18 protein-coding genes are annotated in these 20,212 nt (G+C 62.3%); 5 read left to right on the top strand and 13 right to left on the bottom strand.

Translation table 11 applies throughout. From position 1 onward, the window contains the following. Positions 1–516: 516 nt before the first annotated feature. Positions 517–1,743 (top strand): MFS transporter, encoded by a 1,227-nt coding sequence (locus tag ACZCWR_RS02230; protein ID WP_487302125.1) that lies wholly within the window; start codon positions 517–519, stop codon positions 1,741–1,743. Positions 1,744–1,807: 64 nt separating this feature from the next. Here ACZCWR_RS02230 and ACZCWR_RS02225 read toward each other — a convergent pair whose 3' ends face one another. Then, entirely contained in the window at positions 1,808–2,953 is a 1,146-nt protein-coding gene (locus tag ACZCWR_RS02225; protein ID WP_487302124.1) for a branched-chain amino acid ABC transporter substrate-binding protein, read from the bottom strand. Between the two features lie 562 nt (positions 2,954–3,515). Between ACZCWR_RS02225 and ACZCWR_RS02220 the strand changes: the two genes are divergently transcribed. Next, entirely contained in the window at positions 3,516–4,220 is a 705-nt protein-coding gene (locus tag ACZCWR_RS02220) for a dienelactone hydrolase family protein (protein WP_487302123.1), read from the top strand. Positions 4,221–4,306: 86 nt separating this feature from the next. Here the strand turns inward: ACZCWR_RS02220 and ACZCWR_RS02215 are convergent, their stop codons facing one another. Continuing rightward, a complete protein-coding gene (locus ACZCWR_RS02215; protein ID WP_487302122.1) occupies positions 4,307–4,489 on the bottom strand; it encodes a hypothetical protein in 183 nt (60 codons plus the stop codon). A gap of 228 nt (positions 4,490–4,717) precedes the next feature. After that, positions 4,718–5,968 carry an MFS transporter gene (locus tag ACZCWR_RS02210; RefSeq protein ID WP_487302121.1) on the bottom strand — a complete coding sequence of 417 codons (1,251 nt, stop codon included), beginning with the start codon at positions 5,966–5,968 and terminating at the stop codon, positions 4,718–4,720. 323 nt (positions 5,969–6,291) lie between these two features. On the opposite strand from ACZCWR_RS02210, the gene ACZCWR_RS02205 reads away from it, so the two are divergent. The 3 genes from ACZCWR_RS02205 to ACZCWR_RS02195 all read left to right on the top strand — a co-directional run bounded on the left by ACZCWR_RS02205 (position 6,292) and on the right by ACZCWR_RS02195 (position 8,519). Further along, positions 6,292–6,504 (top strand): hypothetical protein, encoded by a 213-nt coding sequence (locus ACZCWR_RS02205; protein WP_487302120.1) that lies wholly within the window; start codon positions 6,292–6,294, stop codon positions 6,502–6,504. A 72-nt stretch (positions 6,505–6,576) separates the two neighbouring features. Then, the gene (locus ACZCWR_RS02200) at positions 6,577–7,611 is read left to right on the top strand and encodes a serine/threonine protein kinase (RefSeq protein ID WP_487302119.1); all 1,035 of its coding nucleotides are present in this window, start codon (positions 6,577–6,579) and stop codon (positions 7,609–7,611) included. A 179-nt stretch (positions 7,612–7,790) separates the two neighbouring features. Next, the gene (locus ACZCWR_RS02195; protein ID WP_487302118.1) at positions 7,791–8,519 is read left to right on the top strand and encodes a PepSY-associated TM helix domain-containing protein; all 729 of its coding nucleotides are present in this window, start codon (positions 7,791–7,793) and stop codon (positions 8,517–8,519) included. 932 nt (positions 8,520–9,451) lie between these two features. On the opposite strand, the gene ACZCWR_RS02190 is transcribed toward ACZCWR_RS02195, so the two are convergent. The 10 genes from ACZCWR_RS02190 to ACZCWR_RS02145 form a co-directional block, all read right to left on the bottom strand. Further along, positions 9,452–10,471, bottom strand: a complete 1,020-nt coding sequence (locus ACZCWR_RS02190) for an XdhC family protein (protein ID WP_487302117.1) — start codon at positions 10,469–10,471, stop codon at positions 9,452–9,454. Further along, positions 10,444–11,031, bottom strand: coding sequence for an SRPBCC family protein (locus ACZCWR_RS02185; RefSeq protein WP_487302116.1), 588 nt, complete (start codon positions 11,029–11,031; stop codon positions 10,444–10,446). The genes ACZCWR_RS02190 and ACZCWR_RS02185 overlap by 28 nt, the downstream gene beginning before the upstream one ends. After that, positions 11,022–12,245, bottom strand: coding sequence for a vWA domain-containing protein (locus tag ACZCWR_RS02180; RefSeq protein ID WP_487302115.1), 1,224 nt, complete (start codon positions 12,243–12,245; stop codon positions 11,022–11,024). The genes ACZCWR_RS02185 and ACZCWR_RS02180 overlap by 10 nt, the downstream gene beginning before the upstream one ends. After that, positions 12,215–13,117, bottom strand: a complete 903-nt coding sequence (locus ACZCWR_RS02175; RefSeq protein ID WP_487302114.1) for an AAA family ATPase — start codon at positions 13,115–13,117, stop codon at positions 12,215–12,217. Before ACZCWR_RS02175 ends, ACZCWR_RS02180 begins: the two co-directional genes overlap by 31 nt. A gap of 4 nt (positions 13,118–13,121) precedes the next feature. After that, entirely contained in the window at positions 13,122–13,922 is an 801-nt protein-coding gene (locus ACZCWR_RS02170) for an FAD binding domain-containing protein (protein ID WP_487302113.1), read from the bottom strand. Between the two features lie 12 nt (positions 13,923–13,934). Continuing rightward, a complete protein-coding gene (locus ACZCWR_RS02165; protein WP_487302112.1) occupies positions 13,935–16,331 on the bottom strand; it encodes a xanthine dehydrogenase family protein molybdopterin-binding subunit in 2,397 nt (798 codons plus the stop codon). Positions 16,332–16,396: 65 nt separating this feature from the next. After that, positions 16,397–16,873, bottom strand: coding sequence for a (2Fe-2S)-binding protein (locus tag ACZCWR_RS02160; RefSeq protein ID WP_487302111.1), 477 nt, complete (start codon positions 16,871–16,873; stop codon positions 16,397–16,399). A gap of 214 nt (positions 16,874–17,087) precedes the next feature. Further along, positions 17,088–18,524 carry a branched-chain amino acid transporter BcaP gene (gene bcaP / locus ACZCWR_RS02155; protein WP_487302110.1) on the bottom strand — a complete coding sequence of 479 codons (1,437 nt, stop codon included), beginning with the start codon at positions 18,522–18,524 and terminating at the stop codon, positions 17,088–17,090. Between the two features lie 166 nt (positions 18,525–18,690). Further along, positions 18,691–19,359 carry a response regulator gene (locus ACZCWR_RS02150; protein ID WP_487302109.1) on the bottom strand — a complete coding sequence of 223 codons (669 nt, stop codon included), beginning with the start codon at positions 19,357–19,359 and terminating at the stop codon, positions 18,691–18,693. Next, entirely contained in the window at positions 19,356–20,174 is an 819-nt protein-coding gene (locus ACZCWR_RS02145) for a sensor histidine kinase (RefSeq protein WP_487302108.1), read from the bottom strand. The genes ACZCWR_RS02150 and ACZCWR_RS02145 overlap by 4 nt, the downstream gene beginning before the upstream one ends. Positions 20,175–20,212: the final 38 nt, after the last annotated feature.

Raw genomic sequence — 20,212 nt, 5'->3', positions numbered from 1 at the left:
GATTAGCCGCACGCGTTCCCTCGTAACATTTTCCGAACCTTTCTTACTCTTTGCGGGACATAAAGGACATTTTTAATTGCGCTGATTCTCCACACACACGAAGTTGCCATCCGATGAAACCAGCGCAAAACATGCACGCTGAACATAGCATTGGGCGATAACTTGACCCGTGCTGGAAAACCATGCCGGACAGCTTCAATTCGGGCCAAAACAGGCTTATGCGCTGGATACGGGAATCGGGAGCAAGGCGCTATACTAATTCGCCGCCGGCATTAGTTTGAGTTAAACGATTGCGCAAACTTTCAAAGCGCTCGCGCCGCCGCATTGCGAGAAAGGCTGAACTTCCGTATCAGCGCCATCCGCGATCTCGCCATTTCGATGGATTTGTTCTGCACGCCGAAGCTGCACCAGCGACGAGCAAGCCTTCCTTACGTTCGATAGAATCGAAAACCTCCGCGTTCTCTGGAATAGCTGCCCATCCGGTTGAATTGCGTAAACCTCTCGAACGGTTCTCCCGTGTCTGATTCGACCTCCCCGCCCGCCTCGACCCACGATTCCAACGCCGCGCTCGACCTGCATCGCAGCCTGCCGCCCGCCACGCGTGAGCGCGCCCGTTACGCCACCATGGCCGTCTTCTTCATCGCCGGGATGATGTACGCCTCCTGGGGCGTGCACGTCCCAACCGTGCGCGACAAGTTCGGCCTGAGTCCCGGCATGCTGTCGTTCGCGCTGTTCGCGGTGGCGGGCGGCTCGATCGGCGCGATGCTGACCAATGCCGCGTGGATCGCGCGCGTCGGCACGCGCAACGCGTGCTTCGCGGGCGGCGGCGCGATGATCATCGCGGGCGCGCTGATTCTGGTCACGCCGTATTTCTGGCTGCTGCTCATCGTGCTCGCGCTGTTCGGCTACGGCATGGCCACGCTCGATGTCGCCATGAACGCGGAGGCCAGCGCCGTCGAACAGGCGCTTGCGCGGCCGATCATGTCGTCGCTGCACGGCATGTTCAGCGTAGGCGGCATGGCAGGTGCGGCGGCGGGTGGCGCGCTGCTCGCGCGCGGGTTGGCACCGGAAGCGCATCTCGCGCTGGCATCGGGCGTGAGCCTGATTGTGTTGCTGGTGTCGCTGCCCTCGGTGCTGCCGCACGTCCCGCATCAGGACGAGCACGCGAAGGCGTCGTCGTCGAATCGCTGGCGCTCCGGCGCGTTGTGGATGCTCGGTGGTCTCGCGTTGATCGCGCTGATCGCGGAAGGCGCCATGTACGACTGGGCGACCGTCTATATGCGCGATATCGTGCGCGCCACGCCTTCGGTGTCCAGCGCCGCCTACGCCGCATTCTCGGGCGGGATGGCCGCAGGACGCTTCGGCGGCGATGCCGTGCGCGCCCGTTTCGGCGCGCCGCAGCTCGTCTTCACGAGCGCCGGGCTGGCGTTCATCGGCATGGTGATGGCCCTGGTCGTGCCGAACACGTTCGTCACCATGACCGGCTTCACGCTGATGGGCCTCGGCCTCGCCAACATGATGCCGGTGCTGTTCGCGGCAGGCGCGCGCGTGGAAGGCGTGACGGCCGCAGAAGGCCTGGCGCATGTCGCGGGGCTGGCGTACTTCGGCCTGTTGCTCGGGCCGGTGCTGATCGGCGGCGTCGCGCAGATCAGCACGCTGCCGATTGGCCTGTGCGTGGTCGCGGCGTGCTGCCTGATCATCACCGTGATCGGACCGCGCATCCTCAAACGCTGGAAGGTATAAAAAAAACGCGCGGCGCTCATGGAAGAGCAGCCGCGCGTTTCTCAGGACCGAAGTCCCGAATCGCTTACATCTTGACCACGTCCAGCAGGGTCTTCTTGCCACCCTTGTAGTCGTACAGCGAGATCACGCCGTGCTTGAGGTCGCCCTTCGAATCGAAGGTCGTCTCGCCGATCACGCCCTTGTAGTCCGTGTTCGGCATCGCAGCGACGATCTTCGAAGGATCGGTCGAGTTGGCGCGCTTCATCGCATCGACGATGATGTACACCGCGTCATACGTGAACGGCGCGTAGATCTGGATCGGCTGGCCGAAACGCTTCTGATACTTCGCCGCGAACGCCGCGCCGCCTTCCATCTTTTCCAGCGCCATGCCGGCTTCCGAGCACACGATGTTGTCGGTCGCGTCGCCCGCGAGGTCCGACAGCTTTTCCGTGCAGACGCCGTCGCCCGCCAGCACCTTCGCGCGCAGGCCGAGCTGCTTGGCTTGCTTGGCGAACGGGCCGCCGGTCGCGTCCATGCCGCCGTACATCACGGCGTCGGGGTTCTCACCCTTGATCTTCGTGAGAATCGCGCGGAAGTCCACGGCCTTGTCGTTGGTCGCATCGTGCGAAACGACCTTCAGGCCGAGCGACTTGGCGGTCTTTTCGAATTCGTTCGCGAGACCCTGACCGTAGGCGGTCGAGTCGTCCACCACGGCGACGCTCTTGACCTTCAGTTGCTTGGCTGCGTAGTTGGCGAGTGCCGGACCTTGCTGCGCATCGGTCGCGACGACGCGGTACGTCGTCTTGAAACCTTGCTGCGTGTAGGTCGGGTTAGTGGCCGACGGGGAAATCTGCACGATGTCCGCATCGCTGTAAATCTTCGATGCCGGGATCGACGTGCCCGAGTTCAAGTGGCCGACGACGCCGACGACCTTGTCATCCACCAGCTTCTGCGCGACCTGCGTGGCGGTACGCGGGTCGGCTGCATCGTCCTGTGCGTCCAGTTCGAGCGTGACCTTCTGGCCGCCGATCGTGAGACCCTTCGCGTTGATTTCTTCGACTGCCATCCGCGCGCCGTTTTCGTTGTCCTTGCCCAGGTGAGCAATCCCGCCGGTCAGCGGAGCGACGTGACCGATCTTCACGACCTGGTCGGCTGCTGCGGACGTTGCCAACGTAGCGAACAGCACGGCTGCGGCGCTGATCGGCAACACTTTGTGAAGCTTGGTCTTCATGTAAGTCTCCAGTTTCGGTCCCAAAAACAACGACAACGTAATCGCCCTGTGCCCCGTCTTTCATCACGATCGCTCAGTCCCGTGGACGACCACGCCGGATGCATCGTCATGCACTTGGCAAGTCCTTCCAGCGGTCATTCGTGGCGACCGCCATCCGCACTGCGCGCAAGTGTAGGGTTGTCAAATTAATTTAGGGAAGTTTTTTAAGATACTGGTGTCACTACCGATTAAAGTCCGGTTGTGATATGAGGCGGTTTGTGGTGACACCGCCTGAAGACGACCGTTGCATGCGGGTTTGCGGGGGATGAGGCCGCGCGGAGTTTGCATCCCATTCAAGTTTGGGCGGATGCTGCCGTTAATCGCCGGCTTGCATTTCATTACTCTGTTATTAAGAGCTTATTCTCCGTTCGGGTTAGACCAGCGCTTCTAAAAATGCCGGGTGCGTCAAGCGTCGTGCCAGTGCGTTCGAAGCCGAGGCGCGGGCTCGCTCAGGCGACTGAAAGGGAAAGCTGGCACACTCACTTGCCTCAAGTATTTTCGACCAAGGCAAAGGAGCCTCGACGTGACCGTTTCCGTGAATTCCAGATGGATCGACATTCCCGCGGATGGCGACAGCTTTCAGGGCTATCTCGCGTTACCTAAAACCGGCAGCGGGCCGGCGGTGATCATCCTGCAGGAGATCTTCGGCGTGAACGCGCATATCCGCAGCGTCGCCGATCAATACGCGGCCGATGGCTACATCGCGCTCGCGCCGGACGTTTTCTGGCGCACGCAGCCGCGCGTCGAATTGACGTACGACGGCGCCGATCGTGAAAAGGCGATGGAGTTGCTGCAAAAGACCAAGATCGACGAAGCCGTCGCCGATGTCGGCGCAGCGGCCAAGGCATTGCGCGCGCTGCCCGAAGTGACGGGCAAAGTCGCGGCAATCGGTTATTGCTTCGGCGGGCGTTTGGCTTATCTGGCGGCGGCGGAAGGGTTCGTGGATCTGGGCGTCGCGTACTACGGCGGCGGCATCCAGAACTCACTCGATCAGGCCGACAACATCAAGGTGCCGATGCAGTTCCACTACGGCGAACTGGATGCCCACATCCCCGCCGATGCCGTGGATTCCGTGCGTCAGAAATTCGCGAGCCGCAAGGACGCCGAACTGTATGTGTATCCCCAAGCCGATCACGGCTTCAATTGCGGCGATCGCGCGTCGTTCAATGCGAAGGCATCGGCGCTCGCGCATGGGCGCACGCTGACATTCCTCGGCGAACAGCTTTGAAGGTAGTTTGAGATCGGGGAGGCCAAAAGCATCCCGGAGGCGCGCGGTGAGCGCGCCTTTTTTGTTTGCATCGGTTCGCCTCGCCGCTAGACCAGCGCGGGCAAACCTTCGACCAGCAGAAACGCCACCAGCACGCCGAGCAACGCGCCGAAAATCCGGAGCACGTTGTTCTTGAAATGCGTCGCACATGGAATGGCCCCGAGGAACAGCGCGCCGGCCAGCGCCATCGGGATGATCAGAATGAAATCGCCGATCGTGAAGTACGTCATGTTGCATCTCCCTTCGTCCTGCTTTTCGCTGTCGTGTTTGCCTGGAAAGCTGCATCGACGATTCGAGTATAGGCCGCGCAATCTCGCTTGCGGGGAGACTTTATAAGGACGACGATACGTTGCAGCGCACCAAGTCAACTACAACAAGACGTTGCGTGCGCATTTTTAAACGAGCGCGGAAAAACCCTTAGTCTGAGGAATTTTCAACTGGCTTTCAGCACGTTCGTTCTATGCGGTCGTCGCGCGTTCGCGGCGGTTCAGATAGAGCGCGGCGGCGAGTCCGATCAGCAGCAATAAACCGATCAGCCCCGCGACACCCGGCCAGCCGAACGCGGTCCAGAAGTGCCCGCCATATGAGCCGATCAGGCTCGATCCAAGGTAGTAAGCCAAAAGATAAAGCGCTGCCGCTTGCCCTTTTGCCTGCGCGGCAAGCCGCCCGACCCAACCGCTCGCCACCGCGTGCCCCGCGAAAAACCCGAACGTCAGACACGCGATCCCCGCGATGATCACCGGCAGCGAGAACGACATCGTGAGCGCGATGCCGAGCATCATCAGCAAAAGACTGGCGATAAGCACGCGGCCACGCCCGAAGACGTCGGCCATCTTGCCGGACCATGGCGACGCCACCACGCCGGTGAGATAGACGGTAAAGATCGCGCCGATCTGCGTCTGATTCAGCGAGAACGGCGCGGCGATCAACCGATAGCCGACGTAGTTATAGACCGTGACGAAGCTGCCCATCAGGACGAAGCCCATCGCGAAAAGAAACGGCAATCCGCCGTGCCGCAAATGCCCCGCAAGCGAGCGCCGATGATGATGAAAGCCCACACCGCGCCGTGGCATGAAGCGTCGCGACGGCGGTAGCAAAGCGCGGAACGCGAACGTCGCGAGCAGCCCAAGCAACCCGATTCCGCCTATGGCCGCGCGCCAGCCAAACCAGTCCGCAAGCATGCCGCTGATCACGCGCCCGGCCATGCCACCGATTGCCGTGCCGCCGACGTATAAACCCATCGCGAGACCCAAACCTTCGGGCGCGACTTCTTCCGCGAGATAGGCCATGGCGACTGCCGGCACGCCGCCGAGCGCGAAGCCTTCGAGCGCGCGAACCAAAAGCAACGCGTGCCAGTTCGGCAGCAGCGCGACGATCACCGTCAACACGGACGAGGCGAGCAGCGAGAGCGTCATCAACCGATGGCGGCTCCAGCTTTCGGAGACGAATCCCGCGATGAAGATGGCAATGGCCAGCGCCGCCGTGCTCACGGACACCGACAGCGCGCTCACCGCCGGACTCACGCCGAACGCTTTCGTGAACTCCGGCAGCAACGGCTGAACGCAATAGAGCAGCGAAAACGTCGCATAACCCGCGAACAGCAGCGCCAGCGATGCACGCCAGTAAGCCCTCGATCCACGCTCCAGAAAGGGCGCTTCCGCCGATGCAGGTTGATCGCCCGACCGCTGCGGCTCCGGTGATACGCTCACGAATGAAGTCTCCGCTGAAAACAGCAAAATCGAAACGATACGCCGATCCTAGGGTTTTGCCTAATACGACGCTTGGCTGATGCGGTCGATCAACGAGTAAATGATGCCAATCGTCCGCGATTCCTCACATTTCCGGGCATTTGCCGTCGCGCATGCGCGCATCGATGCGCTACAGTGGAAGCACAATCGTTCATGAAGTCGATTCGTGCTGCGCGTCGCGCAACAGTGACGCGATTGGTTGTCTGGGTGCACGAGCCATGAAAAGGCTGTGCAGGTGAAATACATGACCGGCGTTTTTAGCCGGCGCTTTAACGGGGTTCATCATGCAAATCGGTTCGATTGTCCGCTCCGTGCATATCGCCGTCCCTCAAGGGGCGCGTGGGATCGTCATGCGCATTCTCGGCGACATGGCCATGGTCGCGTGGTATGCGGGCGAACCCGGCGTGACCCAATTGCTCAATACGGAGCCGTTCTTCCTCGAAGATCTGATCGACACGGGCGATGTCGTGCGTCCCGCGAACACGGTCATGCATTGAGGAAGCGTCCGCCGCGCGCGTGCGTGCGTACCGGACGAACCTGCCGCGTCCAAGGCGCGGCACAATGCCGGAATGAACTCACCTCATTCCGATTCTCCGGGCGCGCCCTTGCAAGGCGACGCCCCGCCCTTCGCCGGTCTCTCGCCCGAGTGCGTGCTCGATGCGCTCGACAGCGTGCTCATGCCCGCAGGCGCCCGCACCGATGGACGATTGTTGCCGCTCAACAGCTACGAGAATCGCGTCTATCAGGTCGGCATGGAAGACGGGCCACCGGTCGTCGCGAAGTTTTATCGGCCCGCGCGATGGTCCAACGCGGCGATTCTCGAAGAACATGCGTTCGTCGCGAGTCTCGCGGCGCGTGAGATTCCGGTGGTTGGTGCCCGCGTGCTCGAAGGCGAAACGCTTCACGAATTCGACGGTTTTCGCTTCTCCGTGTTCGAACGCCGCGGCGGCCGCGCACCCGATCTCGATCACAGCGATATTCTCGAATGGCTCGGGCGCTTCATCGGGCGCATTCACGCGGTCGGCGCGCTCGATCCGTATCGCGAACGGCCCACGCTCGATATCCAGACGTTCGGTTTCGAGCCGCGCGAGTTTTTGCTGACGCACGGTTTCATCCCCGACGATGTTCGCGAAGCCTATGAACGCGCGGTATCGATGGCGCTGGAAGGCGTCGCGCATTGCTTCGACCGTGCGGGCGATGTGCGCCACCTGCGCCTGCACGGCGACTGTCATCCGAGCAACGTGCTCTGGACCGACGCCGGTCCGCATTTCGTCGATTTCGATGACAGCCGCATGGGCCCGGCCATTCAGGATCTCTGGCTGCTCCTGCCCGGCGGACGCGCGGACGCCTCGCGCGCCCTCACCGATCTGCTCGCGGGCTACGAAGACTTCGCGGAGTTCGATCCGCGCGAACTCCATCTGATCGAAGCGCTGCGCACGCTGCGGCTGATTCACTACGCGGCATGGCTCGCGCGACGCTGGAACGATCCGGCGTTCCCGGCGGCGTTTCCATGGTTCAACACGCAGCGTTATTGGGAAGAACGCATCCTCGAATTGCGCGAGCAAATCGGCGCGATGCAGGAAGGCCCGCTCTGGCCCGTCTGAAATTTTTTGTCATAGAAGCGGGTTGTCAGGCAATCGCAAAGGATTGAAAAGACTTTTTTCGCGTGTAATGATAACAATTCTCATTTGCCCGCCCTTTCTGGGCGGCCACGCCTGAAAAGCGCATCCGATGCTCGGGGCTTACGGCGCGGGCCGCCCGGTTCCCGATTTCGGAGAGACGCTTGAACGCGCCTGACACACTCAACCCGCCGCCGCCCGTCGCGAGCGGCACGACGCAGTATCGCCCGCATGGACGTCTGATCGACGATGCGGAACAGATCGTCCGCAAGAACCGCTCGCGCCGTTCGACCTTTCTCAAATGGCTGCGCAAGGTGCATGGTTGGGTCGGGTTGTGGGGCGCTTTATTGGGCCTGCTTTTCGGCGTGACAGGTTTTTTGTTGAATCACCGCGCGCCGCCGCTTCGCATTTCCACCGGCGAGCCGCAGGTTTCGCAAATGCAGATGCCGTTGCCCGCCGAAGGCTTCAAGTCGCCGCGCGATCTCGGGGTGTGGCTCAAGAAAGAGTTGAAGCTCGATGGCAATCTTGGGCGCACGCGACGTGAACCTGCGCATCCGGTTGGATGGGGCGATAAGAGCACGCTTCAGCCGGAACAGTGGTCGGTGATGGTGGCATCGCCCGGTGGCAATGTGTCGGCGGAGTATTGGGTGGGCAATAACTTCGTGTCGGTCAAGCGCACGGAAAACACCTTCCTCGCGGCGATGACGAATTTGCACAAAGGCGTGGGATTGAGCGTCGGCTGGGTGCTGCTGATCGATACGTTTGCGGGGAGCATTATTTTGCTGTCGCTGACGGGGGTGTTGTTGTGGACCGAGCTTAATAAGCGGCGTACGGCGGGCGTGGTGATCGTGAGTGTTTCGTTGATTGCGGCGATTGTTTGTGGATTGATTTGAACGAGTGGGGCGGCGGAATCGGATGCGGACAGCGGTGCTCTAACTGATAGTTCTGTGGTGCAAGGGGCTTCTGTTGTTTGTGCTTTTTATTCAGTAGCCGCCTCCCCGGCGGGGGGGTAACTTTCTTTGCTGCTGCAAAGAAAGTCACCAAAGAAAGCAGCTTTTTACCCCAGGCACGATGGCTGGAAAGGGTGGTCTGGTTTAACCATACAGTGGCCGCAATAGGACTTTCCACGCATAACGAGTCGCTTAGGCAACCTTGCGATTTCACGCTCGAAGAATCAACGCTAAGTGGACCGCAGTCATTCATTCGGCCATGCGCTGCGCGCGCCGAGAGCTTTAGAACGGAACCCCGCAGCCTATAAGCGCCCAGCCACCTCACGCTTCCCCGCAAGATTGCTATTCGGCCCTACCTTGGTTAGTGCTCCGACTAAAAGGTGACTTGCGTTGGTGTGCGTGCTTTGCCAAGAAGCGCTTACCAAGGTAGGGCCGAATAACGACATAGCGGCGCGGTGTGAGGTGGCTGGGCGCTCATACGCTGCGGGATTCCATTCTTACGTTCTCGGCGCGCGTAGCGCATGGCCGAATGAATGAATGCGGTCCACTTAGTGTTGATTCTTCGAGCGTGAAATCGCAAGGTTGCCTAAGCGGCTCGTTAAGCGTGGCAAGTCCTATTGCGGCCACTGCATCGGTTAATCCAGACCACCCTCTCCAGCCATCGTGCATGGGGTAAAAAGCTGCTTTCTTTGGTGACTTTCTTTGCAGCAGCAAAGAAAGTTACCCCCCCGCCGGGGAGGCGGCTACTGCAATAAAAGCCCAAACAACAGAAGCCCTTGCACGACATTCAGACAGCACCACCACGAGCCCGTATTCCAACACCACAACCTGAGCTTTGAACCGTCTCGGAACCTGATGCTTCCTGCGCCGCCACTTTAAACCCCACAAACCTCCCCGTTCCCCGCCACTTCCCTAACCGCCTTCGCCCCTTCCACCTTCAGCAATTCCGGCAACGAAACCCCATTCTTCGCCGCAATCACTTCCGCGAGAATCGACACCGCGATTTCAGGCGGCGTCCGGCTGCCGATATAAATCCCCACCGGCCCATGCAGCCGCGCCAATTCCGCCTCGCTCAAATCGAACTCCTTGAGCCGCTCACGACGCGCCGCGTTATTCCGCCGTGACCCAAGCGCCCCGACATAAAACGCCGGCGTCTTTAACGCTTCCATCAGCGCGAGATCGTCGAGCTTCGGATCGTGCGTGAGCGCGATCACCGCGCATCGCTCATCCAGCTTCATCTCCATGACGGTGTCGTCGGGCATGGTGCGCACGATGGTCGTGCCCGGCACATCCCACTCCTCCGTGTATTCTTCGCGCGGATCGCAGACGGTCACCTGATAATCCAGCCCGACCGCGATGCTGCACAGATACCGCGACAACTGCCCCGCGCCGATCACCAGCATCCGATAACGCGGACCGTGAATGGTCAACAACGCGCTGTCATCGAACAAAACGCCGTCCGTTGCGCGCGCTGGTTCCAGACGCACCGCGCCATTCGCCATCTCGAGCGTGCGCGCGACGAGCTTTCCGCTCTCCACCGCCGCGCACAGTTCCGCGATCCCGCTTTGCTTCGTCAACGGCTCCAGCACGAGTTGAATAGTGCCGCCACAAGGCAAGCCGAACCGATGCGCCTCCTCCGCGCTGATCCCATATTTCACCGCTTCCGGCCTGTCCTGCTCGATGCCCCGCTGCCGCACGCGCTCGATCAGATCGTCCTCGATGCAACCGCCCGACACGGACCCGACCACGTGCCCGTCGTCGCGCACGGCGAGCATCGCGCCTTCCGGGCGCGGCGACGATCCCCACGTCTTCACCACCGTGACCAGCAGCACGCGATGCCCTTCTTCGAGCCATCGCGCGCTGTTCTTCAGGACTTCGAGATCCACGCTGTCCATGATTTCTTTCCCTTTTCCTGCAATTCCTGCGATCCGCCGCCATCTTGCGCGGCGCTGTTTTCCGAAGTGCCGGAGGCTACATCCTGCACCGCCGCTGCCGCTTCGGAGTTTCCTGAACCCTGAAGCTGCGCGCTGAATCGTTTGAAGAACTCGGCGGCGATCTTGCGCGCCGCGCCATCCACGAGACGCGAGCCGATTTGCGCGAGCTTGCCGCCAACCTGCGCATTCGCCGTGTAGCTGAGCGTGGTCGAATCCGCGTCCTCGCCCGGCGAGAGATGCACTTTCGCCTGGCCCTTGCTAAAACCCGCCGCGCCGCCCTGCCCCTCGAAAACGATCGTGTAGCTGTTCGGCGCGTCGATTTCCGTGAGTTCCATGCGGCCCTTGAAACGCGCTTTCACCGGGCCGACCGCCGCCGTCATCACGACATCGTAGGTATTTTCGCCGTTCGCCTCGATGCTGTCGCAGCCGGGAATGCACACCTTGAGCACGGACGTGTCGTTGAGCGCGTCCCATGCGCGCGCTTGCGCCACCGGCAAGGTGTGCGTTTCGGTCAGTTCCATGACATGTCTCCGTGTTGTCGCCGGCCGCGCGGTGCGAGCGCGGCCAGTTCCGGTCCGACAGCAGCGAGGCTGTCGAGGTTGTGCGCCGCGAGCATCGCATCGACGTGCGGCAGGATGGCGCGCACCCCTCGCGCGCGCGGCGTGAAGTCGGGAAAGCGCAAAAGCGGATTGAGCCACACCAGCCGATGCGCGAAACGCGACAGCCGATGCATTTCGGCATCGAGCACGTCGATGGCTTCGTGATCCAGTCCGTCGGTGACGAGCAGCACGGTCGCACGACCCGCCAGCACGCGGCGCGCCCAGCGGCGATTGAACTCGGCGAGCGTCGCGCCGATGCGCGTTCCACCCGACCAATCCGCCACGTTCTGCCCGAGCGCGGCAATGGCGATATCGGGATCGCGTTCGCGCAGGGCGCGCGTGGCGTGCGTCAGGCGCGTGCCGAACAGAAACACCTGCAAGCGCTCGCGCGACTGCAACAACGCGTGGCAGAAATACAGCACGGCACGCGAATACGCGCTCATCGAGCCGGAAATATCCAGCAGCAGCACGAGCGGCGGCCGCCTTTCCACGACCGCGCGATATTTCCACACCGTCCATTCGCCGCCCGAGCGCACCGCATGACGCGCGCTCGCGCGCAAATCCGCATGCGTTCCGCGCGATGCCGCCTTCAACCTGCGCGTCGCCTCGGTCGCAAGCGGCAGCCGATGCGCGCGAATCTGATGCCGCAGCGCACGCCATTCGTCCGCGCTCAACGTGTCGAAATCGCGCTGACTCAGCCGTTCCTGCGCGCTGAAACTCAGACGCGCGTGAACCTGCTCCAGCTTCTTTTCGCGCGATGCGGATTCGCGCGTCGCGGCACGCGCGGCGAGCGCATCGGCGAGACGGTTGTTGCGTTTGGGCGGCGGCATGCCGTCCGTGACCTTCGGCAGAAGCAACGCGCGCAGCTTGCCTTCCCAGTCCGGATCGCGCCAGAAAAGATCGAACGCGGCATCGAAAATATCGCGCTCGTCGCTTGCGTGGATGAGCACGCACGCGAGCGCCGCGCGTACATCGTCACGCTGGCGCAGATCGATGAAGCGCAGCGCGTCGAGCGCATCGACGGCTTGCGCGGGCGACATGCCGAGGCCCGCGCCGCGCAGGAGTCTGACGAAGTGCACGACGTTGCGCGCGAACGGTTGCATCGTCATGACTGTGTTGCTGCGGCCGACAGACATTGCGCGAGCGTGTCGGCGTCCAGGCGCGCGAGATCGTCCTGATACTTCAGCAGCACTCCGAGCGTGTTTTGCACGGATTGCGGATCGAGTTCGGAGACCGACAACGCCGCCAACGCGCGGCACCAGTCCACCGTTTCCGCGACGCCCGGCGCCTTGAACAAATCCAGCGTGCGCAATTCATGCACGAACGCAACCGCGCGTTTTTGCAGCGCCGAACTTGCTTCCGGCGCACGCGCGGCGACGATCTCAAGCTCGACGTCGCGCGCGGGATAACCGATCCACTGATACAAACAGCGCCGCTTCAGCGCGTCGTGAACCTCGCGCGTGCGGTTCGATGTCATCACGATGAGCGGCGGACGCACCGCGCGCACGGTGCCGAATTCGGGAATCGACACCTGAAAGTCGGACAGCAGTTCCAGCAGAAACGCTTCGAACGGTTCATCGGCGCGATCGATTTCGTCGATCAACAACACACGACGCGCTTCGGGATTCTCCGGGTCGGGCATGAGCGCCTGAAGCAGCGGACGCTTCAGCAAAAATTCACTGCGATACAACGAATCGCCCGACGGCGTTTCGCCCGACGCCTCCGCGATCCGCAAGGCCATGATCTGACGCGGATAGTCCCACTCGTAGAGCGCGCTCGCCGTGTCCAGCCCTTCGTAACATTGCAGACGCAGCAGCGACGTGCCGCACAAACCCGCCGCCGCCTTCGCCAGTTCGGTCTTGCCGACACCCGGCTCGCCTTCGAGAAACAGCGGACGCTGCATCCTGAAGGCGAGAAAGAGCGCCGTCGCCAGTTCGCGGCTGGCGAAGTAGTGCTGCTCGCGCAGGCGCGCGAGCGTGTCGTCGATGGAATCGGGTTCGCCCGGCATCGCGCTAGAACGACATCGACCGTTCGATGGCACGCCCTGCCAGCACCGGAATCAGATGCGCACGGTACGCGGCGCTGGCGTGCATGTCGTCGTTCAGTTCGTCCGGCGCGATGTTCACGCTGCGCGCGGACGCCACCGAAAAGTCCTTCGACAACGCCGCTTCCAGTTCCGCAGGCCGAAACACCGACGACGCCGCGCCCGTCACGCCGACGCGCACGCCATCCTTGTGCTTCGCGACGAACACGCCGACCAGCGCGAAATGCGAAGCGGGATTGCGAAACTTCTCGTAGGCCGCGCGCTCGACCAACGGAAACTCCACCGCGACGATCAGTTCATCGGGTTCCAACGCGGTCTGATACATGTCGATGAAAAAATCGTCCGCTGATATGCGTCTTCGGTCCGTGACGACCGTCGCGTTCAGCGCGAGCACGGCGGACGGGTAACACGCCGCCGGATCGTCATTGGCGAGCGATCCGCCGATGGTCCCGCGCTCGCGCACCTGACGGTCCCCGATGCGCCCCGCGAGATCCGCGAGTCCCGGCAGCGCCTTCTTCACGTCCGCGTTCGATGCGACCTGCGCGTGCGACATCGCGCCGCCGATGGTGAGCGTGTCGCCATCGAGCGCGATGTTCTTCATCGACGCGATGCGTGTGACATCGATCAGCGCGGAAGGCTGCGCAAGACGCAGGCGCATGGTCGGCAACAGGCTTTGTCCGCCCGCGAGGAACTTGGCGTCGGCGTTTCCACCGAGCGCTGCGACGGCCGCTTTCGCTTCATCGGCGCGTTGATAGTCGAATGAATACATGGCTGGTCTCCTTCACGCCTTCGCGGTTTGTGCGTTCTGCGCTTCGTGCATCGCCGTCCAGACGCGGTGCGGCGTCGCGGGCATTTGCAGATCCTTCACGCCAAGCGGCGCGAGCGCATCGATGATCGCGTTGATGACGGCGGGCGGGGAACCGATCGCGCCCGCTTCGCCGCATCCCTTCACGCCGAGCGGATTGTGCGTGCACGGCGTGCCTTTCGCCGTCTCCACCGTGAAGTTCGGCAGATCGATGGCATGCGGCATCGCGTAATCCATGAACGAGCCGGACAACAACTGGCCGGTCTCGTTGTCGTAGACGCAGCGCTCCAGCATCGCCTGGCCGATGCCTTGGCCGAGTCCGCCATGAACCTGACCTTCGACGATCATCGGATTGATGACGTTGCCGAAGTCATCGACGGCGGTGAACTGCTGGATGCGCGTTTCGCCGGTGTCCTGATCGACTTCGACTTCGCATACATATGCGCCGGACGGATAGGTGAAGTTGGTTGGATCGTAGAAGCAGTTTTCGTTGAGGCCCGGCTCCATTTGATCGAGCGGGAAGTTGTGCGGCACGTAAGCCGCGAGCGAAATATCCACGAACGTTTTCGTGCGGTCGGTGCCCGCCACGCGGAACACGCCGTTCTCGAACTCGATATCTTCCGCCGACGCCTCCAGCAAGTGCGCGGCGATCTTCTTCGCCTTTGCTTCCACCTTGTCGAGCGCCTTCATGATGGCGGAGCCGCCGACCGAGATCGAGCGCGATCCATACGTGCCCATGCCGAACGGAATACGCCCCGTGTCGCCATGAACGATCTCGATGTTCTCGATGTCCACGCCGAGCCTATCCGCGACGACTTGCGCGAAGGTCGTCTCGTGCCCTTGCCCGTGACTGTGCGAACCGGTGAACACCGTCACCGAGCCGGTCGGATTCACGCGCACTTCGCCCACTTCGTACAGCCCGGCGCGCGCGCCCAACGCACCTGCCACGTTCGATGGCGCCAGCCCGCACGCCTCGATGTAGCACGAATAGCCGATGCCGCGCAGCTTGCCGTTCTGCTTCGATTCGTCGCGACGCTTTTCGAAACCCGCAACATCGGCGAGTTCCAGCGCGCGATTCAGGCAGGCGTCGTAATCGCCGGTGTCGTAGGTGAGACCGACCGGCGTCGCATACGGAAACTCGCGAATGAAGTTCTTCCGCCGCAATTCCACCGGATCGATGTTCATCTCGCGCGCCGCCGTCTCCACCAGCCGTTCGACGACGTAAGTCGCTTCGGGCCGGCCCGCGCCGCGATAGGCATCGACGGGAACGGTGTTGGTGAAGACCGCTTTCACTTCGGCGTAGATCGCGGGCGTGGTGTACTGGCCGGCGAGCAGCGTTGCGTACAGCACGGTCGGAATCGACGAGGCAAAGGTCGAGAGATACGCGCCCATGTTCGCCGTCGTGTGCACGCGCATGGCGAGGAACTTGCCGTCTTTGTCGAGCGCGAGTTCGGCCTTGGTGACGTGATCGCGGCCGTGGGCATCGCTCAGGAAGGCTTCGGAACGCTCGGCGGTCCACTTGATCGGCCGCCCGACTTTTTTCGATGCCCACGTCAGCGCGACATCTTCGGGATACAGAAAGATCTTCGAGCCAAACCCGCCGCCCACGTCCGGCGCGATGATGCGCAGCTTCGACTCCGGCAGCGACAACACGAACGCCGCCATCAACAACCGCTCTACGTGCGGATTCTGATTCGCGACATAGACCGTGTAGCTATCGTCGTGCTTCGCATAGCTCGCGTTGACGGCGCGCGGTTCGATGGCATTCGGCACGAGGCGCTGATTCACGATATCGAGCGTCGTCACATGCGCGGCCTGCGCGAAGGCGGCGTCGGTTTTGGCTTTGTCCCCGTGGCCCCAGTTGTAGCAGACGTTGTTCGGCACGCTGTCGTGCACCTGCGGCTGTCCGGCATCGGCGGCAGTTCCGGTGTCGACGACGGCATCGAGCACGTCGTAATCCACCTCGATCAGTTCCAGCGCGTCCTTCGCTTCCTTGATCGATTCCGCGACGACCAGCGCCACCTGATCGCCCACGCACAACACCTTGTCATGCGCGATGACCGGATGCGGCGGCTCGTGCATCGGCGAGCCGTCCGTGCTGTGGATCAGCCAGCCGCACGGCAGCCCGCCGACGTTTTCGCCCGCCATGTCCTTGCCCGTGAAAATGGCGACGACGCCGGGCGACTGCTTCGCGGCATCGAGCGAAATGGAACGGATTTTCGCGTGCGCGTGCGGCGAGCGCAGGAACGCGCCGTAACTTTGCAGCGGCAGGACGACATCGTCCGTGTACTGGCCCGCACCGGTCAGGAAGCGAAAGTCTTCCTTGCGCTTCACACCGGCACCAATCAATTTATGTTGCTCAGGGGCATTCATCGCGGTCTCCTTTTTAAAGGCGCGATACGTTCGTGGATTTGATTTAGGCGAGAACGCGCCGTGTGTCAGGCGTTCGCTTTCATGTTCCGCGCGCCTTCGAGAACCGCTTTGACGATGTTGTGATAGCCCGTACAGCGGCACAGATTGCCGTCGAGCTGCTCGCGCACTTCTTCTTCGGAGAGACCGGGCGATTGCGCCGCCAGCGCGCTGGCGCTCATCACCATGCCGGGTGTGCAGAAGCCGCACTGTAGACCGTGGCATTCCTTGAAGGCCGCTTGCATGGGATGAAGCTGGCCGTCCTTCGACAAACCTTCGATGGTCGTCACCGTCATGCCGTCGGCCTGCGCCGCGAGGATGTTGCACGACTTCACGGCGTTTCCGTCGAGATGGACCGTGCACGCGCCGCACTGCGCGGTGTCGCAGCCGATATGCGTGCCGGTGAGCCTGAGTTGTTCGCGGAGAAACTGGACCAGCAAGAGATGCGGTTCGACGGTGGCGGTCACGGGTTGGCCGTTGACCGTCAGGCTGATGCTGAGCGCCATTGCACTGTCTCCTTTGCGGGGATGAGCCAACTTCACGCCACGCACCTGCCATCTGTCGCCGCGAGCGTTCAGCCGGTTTGGGTGTTATGTGATTGTGACGACGAGTAAATCACAAATCGGCGGGCGTCGCTATCGGGCGCGCGCCGGTGGTCTTGCGTGCATCGGAAAGCAAAACGCCGCCTTGGAGGGCGGCGCTTTTTTCAGCGGAGGATTCTTAGCGCGCTGCGGCTTTCGTTACGGCAGGCGCACCGGCGACGGACGGCGTGCGCGCCAGCACCGCGTGACGGCGCGAATACACCATGTAGATCGCCAGCCCGATCAGCAGCCACACGACGAACGCGATCCACGTGACCGCCTTCAAGTTAAGCATCAAAAACACGCACCCGAGCACGGCCAACACCGGCACGACCGGCACGCCGGGACAGCGGAACGCGCGCGGCAAGTCGGGATGCGTGCGGCGCAGAATGAGCACGGCGATGGACACCATCGAAAACGCCGCCAGCGTGCCGATGTTGATGAGTTCCGCGAGCACGTCGAGCGGCACGAGCGCGCCGATCAGCCCGAAGAAGATGCCGACCAGCCATGTGGTGAAAAACGGCGTCGCGTAGCGCGGATGCACCTTCGACAGCTTTGCGGGCAACAGGCCGTCACGCGACATCGCGAAGATAATGCGCGTCTGCCCGTAAAGCATGACGAGAATGCCGGTCAGCATGCCGAGCACCGCGCCGAGATCGATCAGCCCCGCCACCCAGTTTTGCCCGACGCTCTTCAGCGCGTAGGACACCGGATTTGGAATGCCCGCGAAGTTCTGCCACGGCACGATACCCGTCACCACCGCCGACACCGCCACGTACAGCACCGCGCACACCGCCAGCGACCCGATGATGCCGATCGGCAGATCGCGCTTGGGATTCTTCACTTCCTCCGCCGCCGACGACACCGAATCGAAGCCGATGAACGCGAAGAACATGATCGCGGCCGCGCCGAACACGCCGCCGTAGCCCTTCGGCAAGAACGGATGCCAGTTCGCCGGCGTGACGTGGAACGCGCCCACGGCAATCACCATCAGCACGACGACGACCTTGATGCCGACCATCACGTTGTTCACGCGCGTCGATTCCTTCACGCCGACGGACAGCAGCCAGGTGATCGCCATCATCACGAGGAAAACGGGGAGGTTGAAATACGTGGTGTGAAGCGGGTCCGCGCCGGGCGCGGCGGTCAGCACCGTTGGCAGATGAATGCCGAAGCCCGCCAACAGCGATTGCAGATAGCCCGACCAGCCGACCGAAATGGCGGACGTGGCAAGCCCGTATTCGAGCATCAAATCCCAGCCGATGATCCACGCGGCCAACTCACCCAGCGTCGCGTACGAATACGTGTAGATGGAACCGGCTACCGGAATGGACGACGCGAACTCGGCATAGGCGAGACCGGCGAGCGCACACGCAATGGCCGCGATGATGAACGACAGCGTGAGCGCCGGACCGGCCAGCAACGCGCCCTTTCCCGTCAGCACGAAAATGCCCGTGCCGATGATGGCGCCAATGCCGAGGAAAGTCAGATCGAACGCGCCGAGCGTTTTCTTGAGCGACGTGCCGTGACCACCGGCCAGCATGTCCTCGATGTTTTTCTTGCGGAACAACGACATTACAAAAAGTCTCCTTACGACGCTCGCGCGCCTTGCTGCGGAAAAACCCGCAAGTTTATCGGAGACACAGAGATAGCCCGGAACCGGACCGAAGAACGCATTAGTGCGGCGAATTGTTACGTTTCCCCGAAATTTATCCTGAACAAGATAAATTTGTGACGATGCGTCATCCGGCGATCGCCGGGTTCATGTCGACGAGGCGGTTGCTCATGACATAGAAGGTGAGTTCGGCGTTGTTCGCAAGCTTCATCTTGTCGAGTAACCGTGCGCGATAAACGCTTACCGTTTTCACAGAAAGCGACAATGCGAGCGCAATGTCCGTCAGCCGTTTCCCGGATGCGAGCATGCACAAGGTTTGAAACTCGCGATCCGACAGCAATTCGTGCGGCATGCGTTCTGAATCGAGCGATACGTAATTCGCGAGCGCTTCGGCCATTTCGGGGCTGACGTATTTCCGGCCTGACGCAACCTGGCGAAGCGCGGCAATCATGAGCGCGGGATCGGCGGTTTTGGAGAGATAACCGGCCGCGCCCGCTTTCAATGCACGCACGGCGTATTGGTCTTCGCGATACATCGAAAACATGAGGACGGGAAGGCGCGGCGTGTCGCGTTTCAGGCGCTTGAGCACATCGAGACCGTTGATGTCCGGCAGCGAAATGTCGAGCAGCGCGACGTCGAAGGGATGACGCGCCGCCAGCGCGAGCGCCGCGCGGCCCGATTCCGCTTCCACCACTTCCGATGCCGCGCCGAACTCCACCAGCACTTGCGCGACGCCGCGCCGCAAAATGGCGTGATCGTCGGCGAGGAGCACGCGCAGCGCCGAGGGCGGATTCATGCGTTGACCGCGCGCAGCACGCGGCGCGGTTGATCGTCGAGTGGCAGACGCGCGCGCACGCGGGTTCCGCCGTGGCGCGATGCCGCCACGCGCAGACTGCCGCCGAGCGCCTCGCAGCGCGAACGCATGCCGCTCAGGCCGAAGCGCCCGCTTTTGCGTCGCGCGAGCGGATGGATGCCGATGCCGTCGTCTTCGATCACGAGCGTTACCGTCTGCGCGTCCAGCGTAATGCTCACGCTCACGCGCGCGGCATGTGCGTGACGCGCGACGTTGCCGAGCGCTTCCTGCATCACGCGGAACAAGGCGAGTGCGAGCGCGTGCGGCAGATGGTCGAGTCGCGCATCGGGCTGACAGGTGAAATCGATGTGGATCGACGTGCGCGCGCTGAATTCTTCGATCCATTTCGCGAGCGCCGCCGCAACGCCCGCGTGAAACGACGGCTCGTTCGCCCCTTCGACAATGCGATGGCACGTCTCGACGACATCCGCGAGAGAAATACGGGCTTGATTCAACGCATCGATGCAGGCGGCGGGCGCATCGGCGGGAAGCCAGTGCGCAGCGCGCGCCAAAGCGAGATGAACAGCAGCGAGCGATGCGCCGGTTTCATCGTGAAGATCTTGCGCGAGCGCGCGACGGCTTTGTTCTTCGGCGGCGGCAAGTTGCGCGGCGAGATCGCGAACGCGTGCGGTCAGGCGTTGAACGCGTCGGTCGCCTTCGAGTTTGGCGTCGATCAAGGCGGTGAAGGACGAAGACGCGTGCTCCGTTGTCGTCCAACGCGTGCTGTTGTCGGGCGTGCCCCGGGCGGACGGTTTCATTCGTTCCTCGCTTTGAACGTAACTAGCGTTACGCCCTC

It is taken from the genome of Caballeronia sp. A2-2 (assembly GCF_057612605.2).
Note: the sequence above shows the minus strand (reverse complement) of the source record. Positions and strands in the feature narration are given on the sequence as shown.